The sequence below is a fragment of the Streptomyces sp. HPF1205 genome, from assembly GCF_020400825.1.
In the GTDB taxonomy this organism is placed as follows: domain Bacteria; phylum Actinomycetota; class Actinomycetes; order Streptomycetales; family Streptomycetaceae; genus Actinacidiphila.
Genome location: NZ_JAINVH010000015.1, coordinates 167,025 through 186,365 on the forward strand (window position 1 = coordinate 167,025; position 19,341 = coordinate 186,365).

Genomic DNA, 19,341 nt, shown 5'->3' on the forward strand with positions numbered 1-19,341 from the left:
AGGAAGCACTCCCACAGCTTCACGAGCAACAGGCGTCACAACAAGAGGCGCCCCACCACCCACAGCACGCACGGCCACTGACGTGACCGGCGTCCTGCCGTACCGGGAGGCCGGGCCGGGCGTGTCCCGGGCCGGCCTTCCGCGTCGCGCGGAGCGCGGTGCTCCGGACGCAGGGCGTGGAGCGCGTTGAGGCAGGCGTATGGCGGCCGGTGGAGTGCGGGCGGCCTTGCGGCGGCTGGTGTCGGGGCCCGACGGTTCCGGCGGGGTCGTCGCGGCGGCACCGGCTGTCCCGGTACGGACGGTGTTCCGGCGGTTCTGGCCGTACACCCGCGGCGGGCGCCGCTGGCTGGTGCCGATCCTCGTGCTCAGCGTGGTCGGGCCGGCGATCGACGCGGCCCAGATCTGGATGTTCAAGCTCGTCGTCGACGACGTGCTCGTCCCGCGCGATCTCGGTCCGCTGCTCCCCATCGCGCTCGCGTACATCGGGCTGACGCTCGGCATCGGCCTGGTGGACTTCGCCGACACCATGATGTCCACGTGGGTCGGCGAGCGGTTCCTGCTGAACCTGCGCTCCGAGGTCTTCCGGCACGTCCAGGGCCTGTCCCTGGGCTTCTTCGAACGGCGGCGCCTGGGCGACCTGCTGTACCGCGTGACCGGCGACGTCGACGCGGTCGAGACGTTCCTGCTGTCCGGGGTCGCTGACGCCCTGTACTACGTGATCCAGCTCGGCGTCTTCGTCGGCCTGCTCGTCTACCTCCAGTGGGACCTGACCCTCATCGCCCTCGTCATCGCGCCCCTGTTCTGGGTCGCGGCACGGCACTTCTCGCGCCGGATCAAGGCCGCCTCGCGCGAGCGGCGGCGGCGCGGCGGCGCGATCAGCGCGGTCACCGAGGAGGTCTTCGGCAACATCGCGCTGGTGCAGGCGTACAACCGGCAGGGCTCGGAGCACGGCAGGTTCCAGCGGGAGAACCTGGGGCGGTACCGGGCGGCCATGGCCGCGACCCGCATCCGCGGCGTGTACGGGCCGCTCGTGGAGCTCCTTGAGGTCCTCGGCGCCCTGGCGGTCATCGCGCTGGGGACGTGGAAGCTGGCCCAGGGACAGCTCACGCTGGGCGGGCTGCTGGTCTTCCTCGCCCTGCTCAGCAGGCTCTACCAGCCGCTGCGCGACCTGTCCCGGCTCACCAACACCTTCTACGCCGCCTCCGCCGCCGCCGAGCGGATCATCGAACTGCTCGACGAGCGGCCGCAGGTGCCCGTCGCCGCCGCGCCCCGCCGGATCGGGCGGGCCCGCGGGCGGGTGGAGTTCGACGAGGTCTCCTTCCGCTACCCCGACGCCGCCGGGCCGGCCCTGTCGGAGGTGTCCTTCGGCGCCGCGCCCGGCGAGACCCTGGCGGTCGTCGGTGCCAGCGGCGCCGGCAAGTCGACGGCCGCCAAGCTGCTGCTGCGGTTCTACGACCCCGACCTCGGCGCCGTCCGCTTCGACGGCATCGACCTGCGGGAGCTGCGGCCGGACGAGCTGCGGGCCAACATGGCCGTGGTCCTCCAGGAGACGCTCGTGCTGCAGGGCTCGGTGCGGGAGAACATCGCGTACGGCCGCCCGGACGCGACCGAGGCGGAGATCGTCGCGGCGGCCCGCGCGGCCGACGCCCACGACTTCATCCGCGGCCTCCCGGACGGCTACGACACCGACGTGGGCCGCGGCGGCCTGCTGCTGTCGGGCGGCCAGCGCCAGCGGCTGGCCGTCGCCCGCGCGATGGTCAGGGACGCGCCCGTGCTGATCCTCGACGAGCCCACCACCGGCCTGGACGCGGAGTCCGGCCGCCGGATCATGGGCCCCCTGCGGCGGCTGATGGCCGGCCGTACCACGATCGTCATCTCGCACAACCTGCTCACCACCCGCGACGCCACCCGGATCCTGGTGCTGGACCGGGGCCGGGTCGCCGAGTGCGGCGGCCACGAGGAGCTGCTCGCCCGCGGGGGGATCTACGCCCGGCTGTTCCGGCTGCACGGCCCGGCCGCCGGGCCCGCGTCCGACGCGGAGGTGTACCCATGTCCCACGCCGTCACCGGCGGGCCCTCGCCGCCACCGGCCCGTCCCGCTCCTGCGCCCCCGCCCCTGAGCCCCGGCACGAGCCCGGCCCCGGGCTACGAGATCCTCGCGCACCTGGCCAGGACCGGCTGGCTGGACGTGTACGACGCCTGGAGCCGGGAGCGCGACTGCAGGTGCGTGGTGAAGGCGGTGCGCCCCGACCGCCGGGAGGAGCGGCGGCTGCGCGAGCGGCTGCTGCGCGAGGGCCGGTGGCTGCAGTCGTTCACGCACCCGCACCTGGTGCGCGGCTACGAGACGCTTGAGGTGCCCGAGCCCCTGGTCGTCCTGGAGACGCTGACCGGCGAGACGCTGTGCCACCTCGTGCACCGGCTGACCCGCCGGCCGTCGGCCGCCGACCTCGCGCTGCTCGGCACGCACCTGTGCTCGGCCGTCCACTACCTGCACGGTCGGGGCCTGCTGCACCTGGACGTCAAGCCGTCCAACGTCGCGATCGACTGCGGGCACGCCAAGCTGCTCGACCTCAGCGTCGCGCGCCCGCCCGGCACGGCGCCCAAGGGCCTGGGCACCTTCTGCTACCTCGCGCCCGAGCAGGCCACGGGGGAGCCGCTCGGCCCGGCAGCGGACGTCTGGGGCATCGGCGTCACGCTGTACGAGGCCGCCACCGGCGAGGTGCTGTTCGACACGTACGGGACGGAGGGGACGGAGAGCGGCTACGGGACGGAGAGCGGCTACGGGACGGAGAGCGGCTACGGGACGGAGAGCGGCTACGGGACGCGGGGCGGCTCCGGCCCGGACGGCGGTTACGGGACGCAGGGCGCGCAGGCCGCCGGCGGCCCGGCGGACGGCCCCTCGTACACCGGCCCCTCGTACACCGGCCCCTCGTACACCGGCCCCTCGTACACCGGGAGCCCGTGGTGGGACGGGGACGCGGGGGACACCGGCCAGGACTCGTACGCGCAACTGGAGGCGCGGGCGCCGCTGATCCGCACCCGCCGGCGGCTGCCGCGGGCCCTGGCCGCCGCGATCGACGGCTGCCTCGAACCGGACCCGGCCGCCCGGCCCGCGGTCGGCGAACTCGCCGCCGCCTTCGACGAGGTGCTGCCGCGGCCCCGGCGCTATGTGCCGCCGGCGCCGGGGGGACCCGAGAACCGGCGCGGCGGCGGCCCGCGCGCCGCGTCCGGCCCCGCGGGCGATCCCTGAGGCGCGGTGGTACGTAGTAGAGATATGGGCAGGGCGGGGCTCCCCTCGGACCGGTTGCCCGACGACGCGTTGGTCGCGGGCCTGATGACAGGTGATCCCGAACTCTGCGTCGCGTTCGTTCGGAGGTTTCAGCGGATGATCTTCGGGGTGGCGATGACGGTGACCCGTGACCAGCAGCTTGCCGAGGACGTCGCGCAGCAGACCTTCGAGCGGGCCTGCCGGCACGCGCAGGTGTACGACCCGCGCCGCGGTTCGGTGCGGACCTGGCTGACCGCGATCGCGCACAACCTCGCGATCGACGCGGTACGGGCGCGCAGGGCGGTGCCGGTCGATCCGCAGGACCTGGCCCCGCTGCTCGACGCCATGACCCAGACGCCCGAGCGGCAGGCGATCGCCGACGAGACCTCGGCGGAGGTGCGCGAGGCGATCTCCGGGCTGCCGCACGACCAGGCGCGGGCCGTGGTGATGGCCGGCGTCTACGGGATGACCGCCCAGCAGGTCGCGGACGTCGAGTGCGTGCCGCTCGGCACGGCCAAGAGCCGCATCAGGACGGCGCTGGAGAAGCTGCGCGCCTCGCTGCGGGACAGGCAGTACCGGCCATGACCGGGGCCGGCCGCCTCGCCTGCGGGGACTTCGCGGAGCTGGCACCGGAGCTGGCCCTGGGAATCCTGCCGGCCCGCAACAGGGCGGCCGTGGCCCACGTCCAGGACTGTCCCGCCTGCCGCGAGCACGTCCGCCAGCTCGTCCGCGCCGCCGACGGGCTGCTGGAACTGGTTCCGCCCGGCGAGCCCCCCGTCGGCTTCGAGACGCGTGTGCTGTGGCGCCTCGGCGTGCCGACGGCGGAGAGGGCGGTGGCCCGCCCCCTCCGCCGCCGGTTTCCACGCCGCCTGGGGCTGGCTGCCGCGGCTGCCGCCGCGGCCGTAGGGGCGGGCCTGGGCGGCTGGACGATCGGGCAGAGCCCCGGCGAGCCGGTGCCCGCCGTCACGGCGGCCGGGCCGCACCCGGGCGCCTGGCTGGCCGACTCCGCCCTCACACTGCCGGGCCCCTCGGCGGCGCCGGGCCACAGCGCGGGCAAGCCCGTCGGACGGGCCTTCGCGTACGGCGGTTCGCCGCCGTGGGTCTACGTGTCGGTGGAGGCCGACCAGGCGGCGGGCAGGATCGACGGCACGGTCCGCTGCCAGATCGAGCGCGGCGACGGCTCCACCGCGACGATCGGCTCGTTCGCCATCTCCCACGGGTACGGCCAGTGGGGCGGTGCGTACCCCTCCGGTCCGTCCCCCGTCACCGGCCTGCGGCTGGTCGCCGCGAACGGCACCGTGGTGGCGGCGACGACCTTCGCCCCGGGCCCGTCCTGACCGGTCGCGGGGCGCCCTCCCGCCGGAGGGCGCCCGGGCAGGGGCGGCGGCCGGGGCGGGGGCCGCGGCCCGATCCGTGCGGTCATCCGTCCGCCTACGGGAAGAAATGCGCGAATTGTCCCCTGGTCGTTACACAACCGATGGGTTGCTGTGAGCCCGCTGTGCGCTGACGGTCGCGGAAGCCCAACATCCGCTCCGTAGCGTCGGCTTCGGTCGGTGGGGAGTCACCCCCGCCCGGCCGTGGCGGAAGCAGTGGACACGGAGGCATCCATGGCGGCGAGCGGCGCGGTACTGGAGTTCGAGGAGTACGTGCGGACGCGGCAGGAAGCCCTGCTGCGCAGCGCCCGCCGCCTTGTGCCGGACCCGATCGACGCCCAGGACCTGGTGCAGACCGCGCTGGTGCGCACGTATCCGCGGTGGGACGGGATCGCCGACAAGGCGCTCGCGGACGCGTACATGCGGCGCGTGATGATCAACACGCGCACCGAGTGGTGGCGCAGCCGGCGGCTGGAGGAAGTGCCCACGGGCGAGCTGCCGGACGCCAGCGTGGACGACGGGGCCGAGCAGCGCGCGGACCGCGAGATGCTCCGCGACGTCCTGAAGGTGCTCGCGCCCAAGCAGCGGCAGGTCGTCATGATGCGGCACTACGGCCAGATGACGACCGAGGAGACGGCCCGCGCGCTGGGAATGTCCACGGGTACGGTGAAGAGCACACTGCACCGGGCGCTCGCCCGTCTGCGCCACGAACTGGAGCACGGCCGGTACGGCTACACACGGATGGAGAACGCGTGCGCCGCATAACCCCGATCGCCGCAGCCCTCGCACTGGTGTGCGTCTGCTGGCTGTCGGTCGCGGGTTGCGGTACGAGGGTCACCGGCGCCCGGCGCGAGGGCCCGGCGGCCACCGCGACCGTCAAGGCGCCGTCCACCAAGGCACCGGCCATCGCCTCGAACACGGTGGCGCTGGCGCACCTGGTCGGCCGGGACACCAGCGTGAGCGCGGACGTGCGCGCGGACCTCAGCCCGTGCCTGGGCGGCCAGTACCCGATGGACGCCGAGGCGGGCAACCTCACCTCGGGCGACGGCCCCGACCTCGTGGTGAACATCACCACCTGCGCCGACGGGACGGGCCTCGCGGCGTACGTGTACCGGATGATCGGCGGCAAGTACGAGAACGTCTTCTCCGACGACCGGCCCCCGGTCACCGCGAGCGTGGACGGCGGCCGCCTCGAAGTGATCCACGAGGTGTACCGGTCCGACGACCTGCCCTCGAACCCCACCGGGTTCGAGCAGATCACCTACGCCTGGGAGGGGAACCGCTTCATCGAGGTCGCCCGGTCCTTCTCGGACCTGACCAAGGCGAACCCGACGCAGTCGCCGGAGCCGACGTCCACGGCCAAGCTGCCCGCGCCCTCCGCCAGCCCGATCGACCCCGACCCGCCGAACATGAACGCCTCGCCGCGGGCGCTGCCGCACTACCAGCCGCCGTCCACAGGCACCGCGACGCCGAGCCCCGGCGATGGGGCACGATAGCGGCATGGCAGCCACCCACGTCCTGTTCGTCGAGGACGACGACGTCATCCGCGAGGCGACCACCCTCGCGCTGGAGCGCGACGGCTTCCAGGTCACCGCGGCCCCCGACGGGCTGACCGGCCTGGAGGCCTTCCGCGCGAAGCAGCCCGACCTCGCGCTGCTCGACGTCATGGTGCCCGGGCTGGACGGGGTGAGCCTGTGCCGGCGGATACGGGACGAGTCGACCGTGCCGGTGATCATGCTGTCCGCGCGGGCCGACTCCATCGACATCGTGCTGGGCCTGGAGGCCGGCGCCGACGACTACGTCACGAAGCCGTTCGACACCGCCGTCCTGGTCGCCCGCATCCGCGCCGTCCTGCGCCGCTTCCGCGCCAGCTCCCAGGACGAGGAGGAGGACGGCGGCACCCTGCTGTCCTTCGGCGACATCGATATCGACCCCGAGGGCATGGAAGTCACCCGGGACGGCAAGCGCCTGGCGCTGACCCCCACCGAGATGCGGCTGCTGCTGGAGTTCGCGGGCGCGCCCGGCACCGTGCTGTCCCGCGACAAGCTGCTGGAGCGGGTGTGGGACTACGAGTGGGGCGGCGACACCAGGGTCGTCGACGTCCACGTCCAGCGGCTGCGGGCCAAGATCGGGCAGGACCGGATCGAGACCGTCCGCGGTTTCGGGTACAAGCTGCGGGCCTGAGGTGAGCGCCCTCCGTGCCTTCTTCCGGAGCGGTCTGCGCTGGAAGCTCAGCGCGGCCATCGCCGTCGTCTCCGCGCTGGTCGCCCTCTGCCTCAGCCTGGTCGTCCACAACGCGGCCCGGGTGAGCATGATCAACAGCACCCGGGATCTCCAGGACGAGCGCGTCCAGTGGGACCTGCGGATGTACGAGTCGACCGGCCGCCTCATCTACCCGTCGAAACTCGACGACCCGCACCTGCCGAAGGAGCTCAAGGCGTACGCCGCCAAGGGCGAGCGCGCCACCTATGTCAGCGGCTCCCGGCACGCGCCCGTCGTCTGGGCCGAGACCCCGACCGGCGACCACCGGGTGCTGTCCGTCAAGGGCGGCTTCACCGACCGCTACTCCGTGCTGGACGACCTGGACCAGGCGCTCGTCGCCGGATCCCTCGCGGTCGTCGTCGGCGGCACCGCGATCGGCGTCCTGGTGGGCGGCCGCATGTCCCGGCGGCTCAGGAAGGCCGCGACCGCCGCCCGCCGGGTCGCCGACGGCGACAACGAGGTGCGGGTCCGCGAGGCGATCGGCGGGCGCCGGGTCCGCGACGAGACCGACGAGCTGGCGCGGGCGGTCGACGCGATGGCCGACGCCCTGCAACTGCGCCTCGAAGCCGAGCGCCGGGTCACCGCCGACATCGCCCACGAGCTGCGCACCCCGGTCACCGGCCTGGTCACCGCGGCCGAACTGCTGCCGCCCGGCCGCCCCTCGGAGCTGGTACGCGACCGGGTGCACGCCCTGCGCACCCTCGTCGAGGACGTCCTGGAGGTGGCCCGGCTGGACGGCGCCGCCGAGCAGGCGGACCTGGTCGAGGTGGCCCTGGGCGAGTTCGTACGGCGCAGGGTCGCCGCGCTCGCGCCCGACGCCAAGGTGCGGGTCGACGAGGAGGCGGTCATCCAGACCGACCCGCGCCGGCTCGAACGCATCCTCGGCAACCTGCTGGTGAACGCGGCCCGCCACGGCGCGGCCCCCATCGAGGTCGTCGTGGACGGTCCCTTCGTCCGCGTCCGCGACCACGGCCCGGGCTTCCCGGCCGACCTGCTGCGCGAGGGCCCCTCCCGGTTCCGTACCGGTTCCTCCGACCGTTCGGGTGTCGGCCACGGGCTCGGCCTGACCATCGCCACCGGCCAGGCCCGCGTCCTGGGCGCCCGGCTGACCTTCCGCAACGCCTCGGCGGAGGAAGGCGGCGGCGCGGTGGCGCAGCTCCTCCTGCCCCGCTGACCGCCTGCGGCGCCGGGCGGCTGTGCAACCGCGGGTGGCCGCGGCGCCCGCGCCTCACCGGCGTCGACGAACCCGTACCCGCCGCCGCCCTGGCCGCGCGCCCCGAACCGGCCGCCCATCCGCGGCGTCCGCCCCTGCTCGTACGCGCCGCCCGGCGGGGTGAGCCGGGGGAGGGGCCCGGCCACAGCACTAGCCGGGAAGGCGGTACACGCCGTTCGCGAGGGGTTCCACCAGGCCGTCGGCGACGAGGCCGTCCAGGGCGCGGGCCCGCTGGACCGGGTCGGACCACAGGGCGTCGAGGGTGGACTGGGGCACGGGGCCGGGGGAGGCGCGGAGCGCGGCCAGGAGGCGGCCGCGGACCTGCCGGTCGGTGCCCGCGTAGGACTGGGTGCGGCGCGGCGGCCCGGCGTGGGGCGGGGAGCCGGCCAGCCGCCAGGCGCAGCGCGCGGCCACCGGGCAGGCGCCGCACTTGGGGCTGCGGGCGGTGCACACCAGGGCGCCCAGCTCCATGGTGGCCGCCGCCCAGCGGGCGGCGGTCGCCTCGTCGGCCGGCAGCAGCGCGGCCGCGGTGCGCCGCTCCGCGGCGGTCGTGGCGCCCGGCGGGTACTCCACGCCCGTCACGGCCCGCGCGAAGACCCGCCGTACGTTGGTGTCGAGGACGACGTGCCGCCGCCCGTACGCGAAGGACGCCACCGCGGCCGCCGTGTACTCGCCGACCCCGGGCAGCGCCAGCAAGTCCGCGTGTTCGCGCGGCACTTCGCCGCCGTGCCGCTGCGCTATGGCGGTGGCCGCCGCGTGCAGCCGCAGCGCCCGGCGCGGGTAGCCGAGGCGGCCCCAGGCGCGTACCGCCTCGCCCGGGGACTCGACGGCCAGGTCGGCGGGGCGCGGCCAGCGCTCCAGCCATTGGGCGTGCACCGGCAGCACCCGGCTGACCGGGGTCTGCTGGAGCATGAACTCGCTGACCATCACCGACCACGGCCCGGCGTCCGGCCGCCGCCACGGCAGATCCCGGGCGTTGGCGCCGAACCAGTCGATCACCAGGTCGTGCAGCTCGGCGGCGGCAGCAGCGGTGGCGGCAACGGGGGCGACGGGGGCGGCCGGGACCGTGGACGTCACGGTCACGGCGGCCGGTGCTGGGTCACGGAGTTGTGGGCTCATGGCACGTCCGATCCTCGCACGGCCCTGCGCCGGAAGCGGCGCCCACACGCGCAGACGGCCGTCACCGCGTCCCCAACGTAACGATTCGGCGCGGGTAAACGTGATGATCGGCAAAGATCCTGCCGCCGAGCGGCGGGTGTTGCGACGGCATGCGGGTGATCTCCCCTAGAGTGCGTCTGTGGGCTCTCTGCGCAATCCCGTGGGACCTCTGCCATCCACCATTTACTGGCGGCGGCGGGCAGTTCTGTTCTGCCTGCTGGCCGTGGTGGCCGCGCTCGTGGTGTGGGCGCTCACCTCGGGCGGCGGCGGTGGGGGCAAGGGCCGCAGCGCCCCGACCGGCTCGCACACCCCGATCACCTCGATCACGCCCGGCCCGGCGCCCAGCGGCACCCACATCAGCGGCCGCCCCGGCGGCCGTGACACCGCGCCGCCCTCCGGCGCCTCGGGGGGTTCCGGTACGGACGGCGGCACTTCTTCCGGCTCGACTTCCGGCTCGTCCGGCTCGTCCGGGACCGCCGGGTCCCCGGGATCCGGCGGCTCCACGGCGGGTACGGACGGCGGTACGGGCACGGCCTCCGACGCGGGCGCCACCGGCGGCTCCTCGTCCGGCGGCACGCAGGGCGGCATCGGCGGCACGTCGGGCGCCGCGCCCCTCCCGGCCGACTCCACGGTCCCCACCTGCGACCCCAGCCGGATCCAGCTCACCCTGACCAGCGTCAGCAACGCGTACTCGCCGGGACAGACCCCCGCGTTCCAGTTGCGCGCGGCCAACTCCGGCGGCCAGACCTGCAAGATCGACTTCGGGCCGCGCAGCGCGGTGTTCACCATCACCGCGACCTCGGACAACCACCACGTGTGGGCCAGCGACGACTGCCCGGCCACCGGCTCGGACCAGCTCCAGATCCCCGCCCACTCCTCGGCCACCTTCACCGAGCGGTGGAACGAGAAGACGTCCTCGCCCAAGTGCGCCTCCCCCAAGGGCGCCCAGGCGTCCCCGGCCACCTACCTGGTCCAGGTCAGGCTCCCGGGCTACCAGGCCAAGCAGGTGTCCTTCGTCCTGTCGGCCGACTGACGACTGACGACTGACGACTGGCGCCTGACGACTGGCGCCTGACGACTGGCGCCTGGCGACTGGCGCCTGGCGACTGGCGCCGGGCCCCGCCCGGTCCGCCCGCCGCCACAGCCCGCGGCCCCCGTACCGGCGGCCTCGTACCGGCGGGCCCCGCGCGGGCTACACGTACCGTTCGAGGATCGACGACTCCGCCAGCCGCGACAGCCCCTCGCGTACGGAGCGGGCCCGCGCCTCGCCGACGCCGTCGACGGTCTGGAGGTCGTCCACGCTGGCCGCGAGCAGCTTCTGGAGCCCGCCGAAGTGCTCGACGAGCCGCTCGATCACGGTGTTCGGCAGCCTCGGGACCTTGGCCAGCAGCCGGTAACCGCGCGGTGAGACCACGGAGTCCAGCGACTCGGGCGAGCCGGTGTACCCCAGCGCCCGCGCCACCGTGGTCAGCTCGATCAACTCGCTCTGCGGCAGCGCGTCCAGCTCGGCGAGGGCCTCCGGCACGGTACGGGCGCGCTTGGCGGACGGCTCGGGCACGTAGTCGCGCGCGACCAGTTCGCGCTCCGGGTCGACACCGGCGATCAACTCGTCGAGCTGGAGCGACAGCAGGCGGCCGTCGGTGCCCAACTCGACCACGTACTCGGCGATCTCGGTGGCGATCCGGCGCACCATCTCCAGCCGCTGGGCGACGGCGGTGACGTCGCGCACCGTCACCAGGTCCTCGATCTCCAGCGCGGACAGGGTGCCGGCCACCTCGTCGAGACGCAGCTTGTAGCGCTCAAGGGTGGCCAGGGCCTGGTTGGCGCGGGAGAGGATGGCCGCGGAGTCCTCCAGGACGCGGCGCTGCCCGTCCACGTACAGCGCGATCACCCGCATCGACTGGCTGACCGAGACGACGGGGAAGTTCACCTGCTGGCTGACCCGGTCGGCGGTGCGGTGCCGGGTGCCGGTCTCCTCGGTGGGGATGGCCGGGTCGGGCACGAGCTGCACCCCGGCCCGCAGGATCTTGGTGATGTCCTTGTCGAGGATCAGCGCGCCGTCGAGCTTGCACAGCTCGCGGAGCCGGGTCGCGGTGAACTCCACGTCCAGCACGAAGCCGCCGGTGCACAGCGACTCCACGGTCTTGTCCATGCCCAGGACGATCAGGCCGCCGGTGTTGCCGCGGACGATCCGCTCCAGGCCGTCGCGCAGGGAGGTACCGGGGGCGACGGCGCTCAGCGAGGCGCGCATCCGCCCCCCGTCGGCACCGGCGCCCCCGCCGGACCTGCCGGCGGAGTCTCCCGCTGCCCTTCGGGCCGGGGCGGTGCCGCCGGCCCGGTCGTTGGCTGCCACTCAGCAATCCTCCGGTTGCTACGGATGCCCCCCGCCCGGCGGCATACGCCGCCGTACGGTGCCGCGCGCCGGGGCACGCCGCCGCGCTCGGGCGCGCGGTGCCGCGCCGTGCCGCGCGGTGGTGCCCGCTGGGTGAGGGGCGAGACCAGGGCAAAGTTTACGTCGTTCCCGGCGCGCGACGCTTGGAAGGAGCCCGTCCGCACCCCGGCGTACGCCGGTGATCACGCCTCCCACCTGCGATTACGTCCGCGGGGTCCGCTTGGGCAGCGCGCGCAGGGCGTCCCCTATGTCCGATACCTCGATGACCCTCATGCCCGCCGGTACCTTGCCGGGGTCCGGCGGGACCAGGGCGTGCGTGAAGCCCAGCCGGTGCGCCTCGGACAGCCGGCGCTGCACCCCGGTGACCCGGCGCACCTCCCCGGCCAGGCCCACCTCGCCCACCGCGACGAGGTTCTTGGGCAGCGGCGTGTCGATGGCGGCGCTGGCCAGGGCGAGGGCGACGGCCAGGTCGGCGGCCGGCTCGGTGAGCCTGACCCCGCCCACGGTGGCGGTGTAGATGTCCTGCTTTCCGATCGAGCGGATCCGGCCGCGCTGCTCCAGCACCGCGAGCATCATCGACACCCGCGAGTTCTCCAGGCCCGAGGTGGTGCGGCGCGGGGAGGGGATCTGGGTGTCCACGGTGAGCGCCTGCACCTCCGCGACCAGCGGGCGGCGGCCCTCCAGGGTGACCGTCAGGCAGGTGCCGGGCACCGGCTCGTCCCGTCGGGTCAGGAACAGTCCCGAGGGGTCGGCGAGGCCGGTGATGCCCTCGTCGTGCAGCTCGAAGCAGCCGACCTCGTCGGTGGTCCCGAACCGGTTCTTCACCCCGCGGATCAGCCGCAGCCGGGCGTGCCGGTCGCCCTCGAAGCTGAGCACGACGTCCACCAGGTGCTCCAGCAGCCGCGGCCCGGCGATCGCGCCGTCCTTGGTGACGTGGCCCACCAGCAAGGTGGCCATGCCCCGCTCCTTGGAGGCCCGGATCAGCGCGCCCGCCACCTCGCGGACCTGGGCCATGCCGCCGGGCGCGCCGTCGATCTCGGGCGAGGCCACGGTCTGCACCGAGTCGAGGATCAGCAGCGACGGCTTGACGTCGTCCAAGTGGCCCAGGACGGCGGACAGATCGGTCTCCGCGGCGAGGTAGAGGTGGTCGGCGATGGCGCCGATGCGGTCGGCGCGCAGCCGGACCTGGGAGGCGGACTCCTCGCCGGTGACGTAGAGGGTGGGGTGCTGCTGGCCGGACGCCTTGGCGGCCACGTCCAGCAGCAGGGTGGACTTGCCGACGCCGGGCTCGCCGGCCAGCAGCACGACGGCGCCGGGGATCAGGCCGCCGCCCAGCACGCGGTCCAGCTCGGGCACGCCGGTCGAGCGGGCGGCCGCCTGCCGGCCGTCGACCTGCCCGATCGGCCGCGCCGCGGTGGTCACCCGGCCGGGGGCGGTGGTGCGCACCGCGGGCGCCGCCCCGTACTCCTCCACGGTGCCCCAGGCCTGGCACTCGCCGCACCTGCCCAGCCACTTGACCGTCGTCCAGCCGCATTCGGTGCAGCGGTAGGAGGGGCGGTCCTTGGCGGCGGTCTTGCGGGCAGTGGCCATGCGCCTCACGGTAGCGGGCGGGTACGACAACGGGCCCGCCGCCCGGCGCCGTGCCCCTCCCGTGCCCCTGGGGCGCTTTGAGGGGCGCGCGGCGCGGACATCGAGCGCACGCGCGCGTATTCACTCGTACGACGGGCCGAAGTGTCCTGATCTGACGGGAATCATTACCCGTAAGGATTAAAGGCGGCCCGGGGCAGGGGCCGGAGGCGTCCGGGCGGCCTACCGTCGCTCCGGTGACGAGCAGGTACGAGACCCCCACGACGACCGGCGCCGCGGCACGTGTGGTGAACACGGGCGCGCACCGCAGGCACCAGGCGCCCGCCGCGCGCCGGCGCGACCGGGCGCCGGTCCGGGAGCGCGGGCGGCGCCCCCAGGGCACGCTGCCGATGCAGCCGCCCGCGCACTACGAGCCGTACCTCGACGGCCTGTTCACGTACTGCCTGTCGGTCCTGTGCGAGCACGACGCGGCCGCCGCCGCGCTCGGCGAGGCGCTCGCGCTGGCCGAGCGGCAGCGGGTGCGGCTGCGCGACCCGGCGCTGCGCAGGTCCTGGCTGTACGCGCTGGCCCGCTGGGCCTGCCGGCGACGGCTGGCCGAGGGCCCGGTGGCGGTGCCGCGCGCGGCCCCCGCCGTCGCCGAGGCCCGGCAGGGCGAACTGGCCGCGCTGGCCTGGCCGGAGGCGTCCGGCACCACCCCCGAGCAGCGCGAGGCCCTCGAATTGGCCGTCCGCCACCAGCTGTCCGCCCCCGACGTCGGCCGGGTGCTGGACCTCGACCCCGACGCGGCCCGGACGCTGCTGGCGCGGGCGGCCTGCGAAGTGGAGCGCACCCGCACCGCGCTGGCCGTCGTGGAGACCGGACGCTGCCACGATGTCGTCCGGCTCGCCGGGGGTGACACCCGGCTGCCGCTCGGCCCGGCGGCGCGCACGGAGCTCGTACGGCACGTGGACGCGTGCGAGGTGTGCCGCCGCACCGCGGAGCGCGTGGTGGCCGAGGGGCCCTGGCCCGGCGGCCCCGCCGAGCCCACCGGCGTGCTCGCGCTGGTCCCGGCGCCCAAGGCGGCGGCGTACGCGGCGCTGCTGCACGCCATGGACGCCGGGATCGGGCGGTCCCGCACGGCCACCCCCCGCTTCGACCGGCGCGGCTTCCCGCTCGACGTGAGGGACCGGGCCGCGCGGCGGGCCAGGATCCGGCACCGGGCGGTGACCTCGACCGTGGTCGCCGCCGTGGTGGCCGCGCCCGTGCTCGCGGTGTGGGCGGCCTACCGGGCCACCCCGGCGGGCGACCCGGCGCCGGGCGCGGACTCCGGGCGGCCGACGCTCGGGGCGCCGGACGAGGTCGCGCCGTCCTACGAGAAGGCGGGCAGCGTACGGCCCTCGCCGCGGCGGCCGGGTGCCCCCGCGCCGGCCGGCGGGCGGCAGCCGGACGGCACCGGCACCGTCTCGGTCGCGCCCACGCCGACGCCCGCGGCCTCCCGGCCGGGCACCCCCGGCAGCGCCCCGGGCCGGCTCACCGTGACGGCCCGCGGCATCCGCCCGTCCGTGACCGTGCTCACCCTCACCGCCTCGGGCGGCGCCCCGGTCCACTGGACGGCCTCCGCCTCGGCCCCCTGGCTGCGCCTGTCGGCCGCGTCGGGCACCCTGCGCCCCGGAGGGACGGCCACCGTGACCGTCACCGTCGACCACGCCCTCGAACCGTCCACCCCCTGGACGGCCACGGTCACCGTCACCCCGGGCGCGACAATCACCCTCCACGGCGCCCCCACCCGCCCCCCGACCGCACCCCCACCCCCCTCGCAACGCCCGACCCCGACGCCGACCCAATCGTCCCCGAGCGCGCCACCGACCCCGACACCCACCCGGACCCCGTCGGGCTCACCCTCGGTCACGTCGTCTCCTTCTACGACATCCTGAGCCCGAACCGCGAATAGTAATTCTCAGTCGAGTTAGTCTAACTTGACTTAGGTTATGCGGACTGATGTCATCGAGGGATGGCACGACCACCAGATCTCTTCGATCGCGAGGCGGAGTGGGGCGACCTCGAACGTTTCGTCTCCTCGGACGCCCCCGGCCTGCGCATCGGAATCCTCTACGGCCGACGGCGTACGGGAAAGAGCTTCCTGTTGCGCCGCCTCTGCCGGGCGTACGGCGGCCTGTACCACATGGCGCAGGAGGAGGAGCCGCTTCCCGCGTTGCAGCGCTTCGCGGACGCGGTCGCCGCGGGACGCGGGCTCGGTCCCGGGCAGTTGCGCTTCAAGGACTGGGACGAGGCCCTGCGCACGGCCCTGCGGCCGGTGCCGACGGCCGACGGCCGGCCTGCCCTGCTGGTGCTGGACGAACTTCCCTACCTGCTGGCCCACCCGCTCGGAGCGCAGCTCCCGTCCGCCCTGCAGGCGCTGGTCGACGAGAGCCGGGACACCGGCGGAGAGGGCCCACGCGGACGGGTGATCCTCTGCGGCTCGGCGCTGGCCGTGATGTCGGATCTGCTGTCCGGCGCGAAGGCGCTGCGGGGCCGGGCTGAGCTGGACCTGCTGCTGCGGCCTTTCGACTACCGCACGACGTCCGCCTACTACGGGATCCGCGACCTGGAGACGGCCTTCGGGATGTACGCCTTCTTCGGAGGCACCCCCGGATACCGGGACCTGGTGGGCAGGGCCTCGCCACAGAGCGCGTCCGAACTGGAAGAACTGCTGCTCACGACCGTCTTCAACCCGAGCCACGCCCTCTTCGGCGAAGCCGGGTACCTTCTGCGGGAGGACCCCCGCATCCAGGACCGTGCGCTCTACCTGTCCGTACTGGGCGCAGTCGCGGCAGGCGCGACCTCGCCCGCCAAGGTCGCGGCGGCCATCGGACGCGACCAGCGCAGCCTGCACCATCCGCTCGACGTCCTCATCACCTCCGGATTCCTCATCAAGGACGAGGACCTGCTGCTGCAACGCCGCCCCGTCCTGCGGCTCGCCGACGCCGTCGTACGCCTCCACCAGCTCGTCACCACACCCCGGCTCGCCGCTTTCGAGGAACGCGAGGCCCAACCGGCCTGGCGCGCCGCCGAACACACCGTCAGCGCCCAGATCCTCGGTCCCGCCTTCGAACAGCTCGCCCGCGAATGGACCGCCCGCCACGCCTCGGCACGCACCCTCGGCGGCGCCATCGGCGAAGTCGGCAGCACCGTCGTGAACGACCCCGCCGGCAGACAGCAGCACGAGATCGACGTCGTGGCACTGGACGAGGGTGAGCGCAGGCAGGCCCACAGCCCGGTCGTCCGCGCCATTGGCGAAGCGAAAGCATCCGACCGCGCCAGGACCCGCGCCGACCTCGACCGGCTCGACCGCATCCGTGGTCTGCTGATCGCGCGCGGGGTACGCGCGGAGAGCGCGAAGCTGCTGATCTTCGGACGCTCCGGCTTCGACATGAACCTGACCCGGGCAGCGGCGGAGCGCCACGACGTGGAACTCGTGGACCTGCACCGGATCTGGCACGGAGAATGACGCATCGCTTGCGTCGCACCTTCGACTTCGCCTACTCGGCCGAAGGTGGACCCGAGTCACAGGAGGTGTCCGTTGCCGGCCCCGCAGGACAGGGCGGAACCGTTGCTCTCGCGGCTTCCGGCGGACATGCTGACCGTTCCGTACGCCGGATCGCGTTTCCCCGGGTCGCGCGCCGTGGCCGACCGGCCCGGCCTCGCGGCGGGCGCCAACTGCCAGTTGTTCGCCTACGAGGTGCTGCGCCACTTCGGATTCGCCGTACCGGCCTTGCGCTCCAGCGAACTGTGGGACGACACGCGGACCACGGTTCGGGTCGAGGGGGACCTGCGGCCGCTCGACCTCCTTCTCTTCAACCGCTCCGACCAGGCGTACGGTGCCCACGTCGGCGTCCGGGCCGGGGACGACGCGGTGCTGCACCTGTGCGCGGAAGTCGGGCGGCCGGCGGTGTGGGGCCTGGCCGACTTCGCGGCACGGGAGCGCTACCGGGTCCTGGTCGGCGCCAAGCGGGTGGTCGTCCGCTCCCGGTCCGCGTGCCCGCCCTCCGCGTGAGGGCTCAGCCCCGTTCGCCGTCCGCCGGGTGGGGGGCCACCAGGGGGAGGGCGGAGGCGAGGCGGGTTTCGCACAGGGCGGTGAGCTCGGCGTAGGCCGCCGGGCCCATCAGTTCGGTCAGTTCGGCCCGGTACGAGAGGTAGACCGGCTCGCCGGCGCCGTGGGCCGAGGTCGCCGAGGTGCACCACCAGTGCAGGTCGTGGCCGCCGGGGCCCCAGCCGCGGCGGTCGTACTCCCCGATCGAGACGACCAGCACCCGGGTGTCGTCCGGCCGGTCGACCCACTCGAAGGTCCGCCGGATGGGAAGCTGCCAGCACACGTCCGGCTTGGTCTCCAGGGGCTCGCGCCCCTCCCGCAGCGCCAGCGCGTGCAGGGCGCAGCCCTGGCCGCCGGCGAATCCGGGGCGGTTGGAGAAGACGCAGGCGCCGTCCACCACCCGGGTCTGCCGCTCGCCGTCCTCGTTCTCCTCCGCCCAGAAGCCGTCGGGGCCGGTGCCGAGCGCGTGGAACTGCCAGGTCTCCGGGGTGAGCCGCGCCACGTGCGAGGCGACCCGCTTCTCGTCGTCGTCGTCCGAGAAGTGCGCGCCGAGCGAGCAGCACCCGTCGGCGGCCCGGCCCGCCACGATCCCCTGGCAGCCGTGCCCGAACACGCACGCCCAGCGGGAGGTGAGCCAGGTCAGGTCGCAGCGGAACACCTGCTCCTCGTCGGCGGGGTCCACGAAGTCCACCCACACCCGGGGGAAGTCCATGGTCGCCGCCTCGTCGTCCTCGGGGGGCGGCGCGGGAGCCGTGTCCGTACGAAGGGCGGGTCCGGTATGCGCGCCCGGTCCCGCGCCCGCCGCCGTTCCCGCGCCGCCCGCCGCTGCCGCCGCGCCGCCCGCCACCTCGTGCTTCTCGCCCTTCCGGGCCCTCGCCTTCGCCACGCGCCCAGCGTAATTCCGTAATGCACGGAATGCGGCGCCCCATTCCGTAAGGGGCCGCGCGGCACCTCCCCCGCCCGCGCTAGCGTCAGGGCATGCGACTCGGAGTGCTCGACGTGGGATCCAACACCGTCCACCTGCTGGTGGTGGACGCGCACCCGGGTGCGCGCCCGCTGCCGGCGTACTCCCACAAGGCCGACCTGCGCCTCGCGGAACTCCTCGACGAGCACGGCGCCATCCGCGAGGACGGCGTGGACCGCCTGGTGCACACGGTGCTCGACGCCCTGCGCGTGGCCGAGGACAAGGGCGCGGAGGACGTCCTCCCGTTCGCCACCTCCGCCGTGCGCGAGGCCGCCAACGGTGAGGCCGTGCTGGCCCGGGTCGAGCGCGACACCGGCGTCCGCCTCACCGTCCTGTCCGGCGAGGACGAGTCCCGCCTCACCTTCCTCGCGGTGCGCCGCTGGTTCGGCTGGTCGGCCGGCCGCCTGCTCGTCCTCGACATCGGCGGCGGCTCCCTGGAGGTCGGCTTCGGCATGGACGAGTACCCCGACGCGGCGGTGTCGCTGCCGCTGGGCGCCGGCCGCCTCACCGGCTCCTGGCTCCCCGGCGACCCGCCGGACGCCGCCGACGTACGCTCCCTGCGCCGCCACGTGCGGGCCGAAATCGCCCGTACGGTCGCCGAGTTCGCCCGCCGCGGCCGTCCCGACCTGGTCGTCGGCACGTCCAAGACCTTCCGCCAGCTCGCCCGCATCGCCGGCGCCGCCCGCAGCGCGGAGGGCCTCTACGTGCAGCGCACCCTGCGCCGCGCGGCCCTGGAGGAGTGGGTCCCGCGGCTCGCCGCCATGACCACTTCGCAGCGCGCGTCCCTGCCGGGGGTCTCCGCCGGCCGCGCCCGCCAGCTCCTGGCCGGCGCGCTCGTCGCCGAAGGGGCGATGGACCTCTTCGAGGTCGACGACCTCGACATCTGCCCCTGGGCGCTGCGGGAGGGCGTCATCCTGCGCAAGCTCGACCTCATGGCGACCGGGCCGGCGGGCCCGCCCGCCTCCGCGTCCACCGGCGGGCCGCCCCCGCAGACGGCGGTCACCCCCTTCCGCGCCTGACGCCCTGGCGGCCCCGCGCACGCGAGGCCGCGCCCCG

Annotated in this window: 17 protein-coding genes; 13 read left to right on the plus strand and 4 right to left on the minus strand. The window is 74.8% G+C overall.

Features of this window, described 5'->3' with window-relative positions; all coding sequences use genetic code 11:
- Positions 1-199 precede the first annotated feature (199 nt).
- From K7G61_RS19315 to K7G61_RS19350, 8 genes are all read left to right on the plus strand, one after another.
- Positions 200-2,119 (plus strand): ABC transporter ATP-binding protein, encoded by a 1,920-nt coding sequence (locus K7G61_RS19315; protein WP_225848128.1) that lies wholly within the window; start codon positions 200-202, stop codon positions 2,117-2,119.
- Positions 2,050-3,249: a serine/threonine-protein kinase gene (locus tag K7G61_RS19320; RefSeq protein ID WP_225848129.1), complete on the plus strand. Its 1,200-nt coding sequence runs from the start codon at positions 2,050-2,052 to the stop codon at positions 3,247-3,249. The genes K7G61_RS19315 and K7G61_RS19320 overlap by 70 nt, the downstream gene beginning before the upstream one ends.
- 24 nt (positions 3,250-3,273) lie before the next feature.
- The gene (locus tag K7G61_RS19325; protein ID WP_225848130.1) at positions 3,274-3,852 is read left to right on the plus strand and encodes an RNA polymerase sigma factor; all 579 of its coding nucleotides are present in this window, start codon (positions 3,274-3,276) and stop codon (positions 3,850-3,852) included.
- Positions 3,849-4,604, plus strand: a complete 756-nt coding sequence (locus K7G61_RS19330) for a hypothetical protein (protein WP_225848131.1) — start codon at positions 3,849-3,851, stop codon at positions 4,602-4,604. Before K7G61_RS19325 ends, K7G61_RS19330 begins: the two co-directional genes overlap by 4 nt.
- Before the next feature lie 270 nt (positions 4,605-4,874).
- Positions 4,875-5,405: a SigE family RNA polymerase sigma factor gene (locus K7G61_RS19335; protein ID WP_225848132.1), complete on the plus strand. Its 531-nt coding sequence runs from the start codon at positions 4,875-4,877 to the stop codon at positions 5,403-5,405.
- Positions 5,393-6,136, plus strand: coding sequence for a hypothetical protein (locus K7G61_RS19340; protein WP_225848133.1), 744 nt, complete (start codon positions 5,393-5,395; stop codon positions 6,134-6,136). Before K7G61_RS19335 ends, K7G61_RS19340 begins: the two co-directional genes overlap by 13 nt.
- A gap of 4 nt (positions 6,137-6,140) precedes the next feature.
- Positions 6,141-6,824 (plus strand): two-component system response regulator CseB, encoded by a 684-nt coding sequence (gene cseB / locus K7G61_RS19345; protein ID WP_225848134.1) that lies wholly within the window; start codon positions 6,141-6,143, stop codon positions 6,822-6,824.
- Position 6,825: 1 nt separating this feature from the next.
- Positions 6,826-8,076, plus strand: coding sequence for a HAMP domain-containing sensor histidine kinase (locus K7G61_RS19350; RefSeq protein WP_225848135.1), 1,251 nt, complete (start codon positions 6,826-6,828; stop codon positions 8,074-8,076).
- Positions 8,077-8,265: 189 nt separating this feature from the next.
- On the opposite strand, the gene K7G61_RS19355 is transcribed toward K7G61_RS19350, so the two are convergent.
- Complete coding sequence (locus K7G61_RS19355; protein WP_225848136.1) at positions 8,266-9,234, minus strand: A/G-specific adenine glycosylase; 969 nt, start codon at positions 9,232-9,234, stop codon at positions 8,266-8,268.
- A 199-nt stretch (positions 9,235-9,433) separates the two neighbouring features.
- Here K7G61_RS19355 and K7G61_RS19360 point away from each other — a divergent pair, with 199 nt between their 5' ends.
- On the plus strand, positions 9,434-10,306 hold the full coding sequence (locus tag K7G61_RS19360) for a hypothetical protein (RefSeq protein ID WP_225848137.1): 873 nt from the start codon (positions 9,434-9,436) through the stop codon (positions 10,304-10,306).
- 159 nt (positions 10,307-10,465) lie between these two features.
- Here the strand turns inward: K7G61_RS19360 and disA are convergent, their stop codons facing one another.
- Both disA and radA read right to left on the minus strand, forming a co-directional pair.
- A complete protein-coding gene (gene disA / locus K7G61_RS19365; RefSeq protein WP_374204170.1) occupies positions 10,466-11,626 on the minus strand; it encodes a DNA integrity scanning diadenylate cyclase DisA in 1,161 nt (386 codons plus the stop codon).
- Between the two features lie 240 nt (positions 11,627-11,866).
- Entirely contained in the window at positions 11,867-13,255 is a 1,389-nt protein-coding gene (gene radA, locus K7G61_RS19370; RefSeq protein ID WP_225848138.1) for a DNA repair protein RadA, read from the minus strand.
- A gap of 233 nt (positions 13,256-13,488) precedes the next feature.
- Here radA and K7G61_RS37005 point away from each other — a divergent pair, with 233 nt between their 5' ends.
- The 3 genes from K7G61_RS37005 (at position 13,489) to K7G61_RS19385 (ending at position 17,285) form a co-directional block, all read left to right on the plus strand.
- Positions 13,489-15,165, plus strand: a complete 1,677-nt coding sequence (locus K7G61_RS37005) for a BACON domain-containing protein (protein WP_225848139.1) — start codon at positions 13,489-13,491, stop codon at positions 15,163-15,165.
- 77 nt (positions 15,166-15,242) lie between these two features.
- Positions 15,243-16,739 (plus strand): ATP-binding protein, encoded by a 1,497-nt coding sequence (locus tag K7G61_RS19380; protein ID WP_225848140.1) that lies wholly within the window; start codon positions 15,243-15,245, stop codon positions 16,737-16,739.
- Positions 16,740-16,865: 126 nt separating this feature from the next.
- Complete coding sequence (locus K7G61_RS19385; RefSeq protein WP_225848166.1) at positions 16,866-17,285, plus strand: hydrolase; 420 nt, start codon at positions 16,866-16,868, stop codon at positions 17,283-17,285.
- A gap of 4 nt (positions 17,286-17,289) precedes the next feature.
- Here the strand turns inward: K7G61_RS19385 and K7G61_RS19390 are convergent, their stop codons facing one another.
- Positions 17,290-18,033, minus strand: a complete 744-nt coding sequence (locus K7G61_RS19390; protein ID WP_225848167.1) for a hypothetical protein — start codon at positions 18,031-18,033, stop codon at positions 17,290-17,292.
- A 266-nt stretch (positions 18,034-18,299) separates the two neighbouring features.
- Between K7G61_RS19390 and K7G61_RS19395 the strand changes: the two genes are divergently transcribed.
- Positions 18,300-19,304 (plus strand): Ppx/GppA phosphatase family protein, encoded by a 1,005-nt coding sequence (locus K7G61_RS19395; RefSeq protein ID WP_225848141.1) that lies wholly within the window; start codon positions 18,300-18,302, stop codon positions 19,302-19,304.
- Positions 19,305-19,341 lie beyond the last annotated feature (37 nt).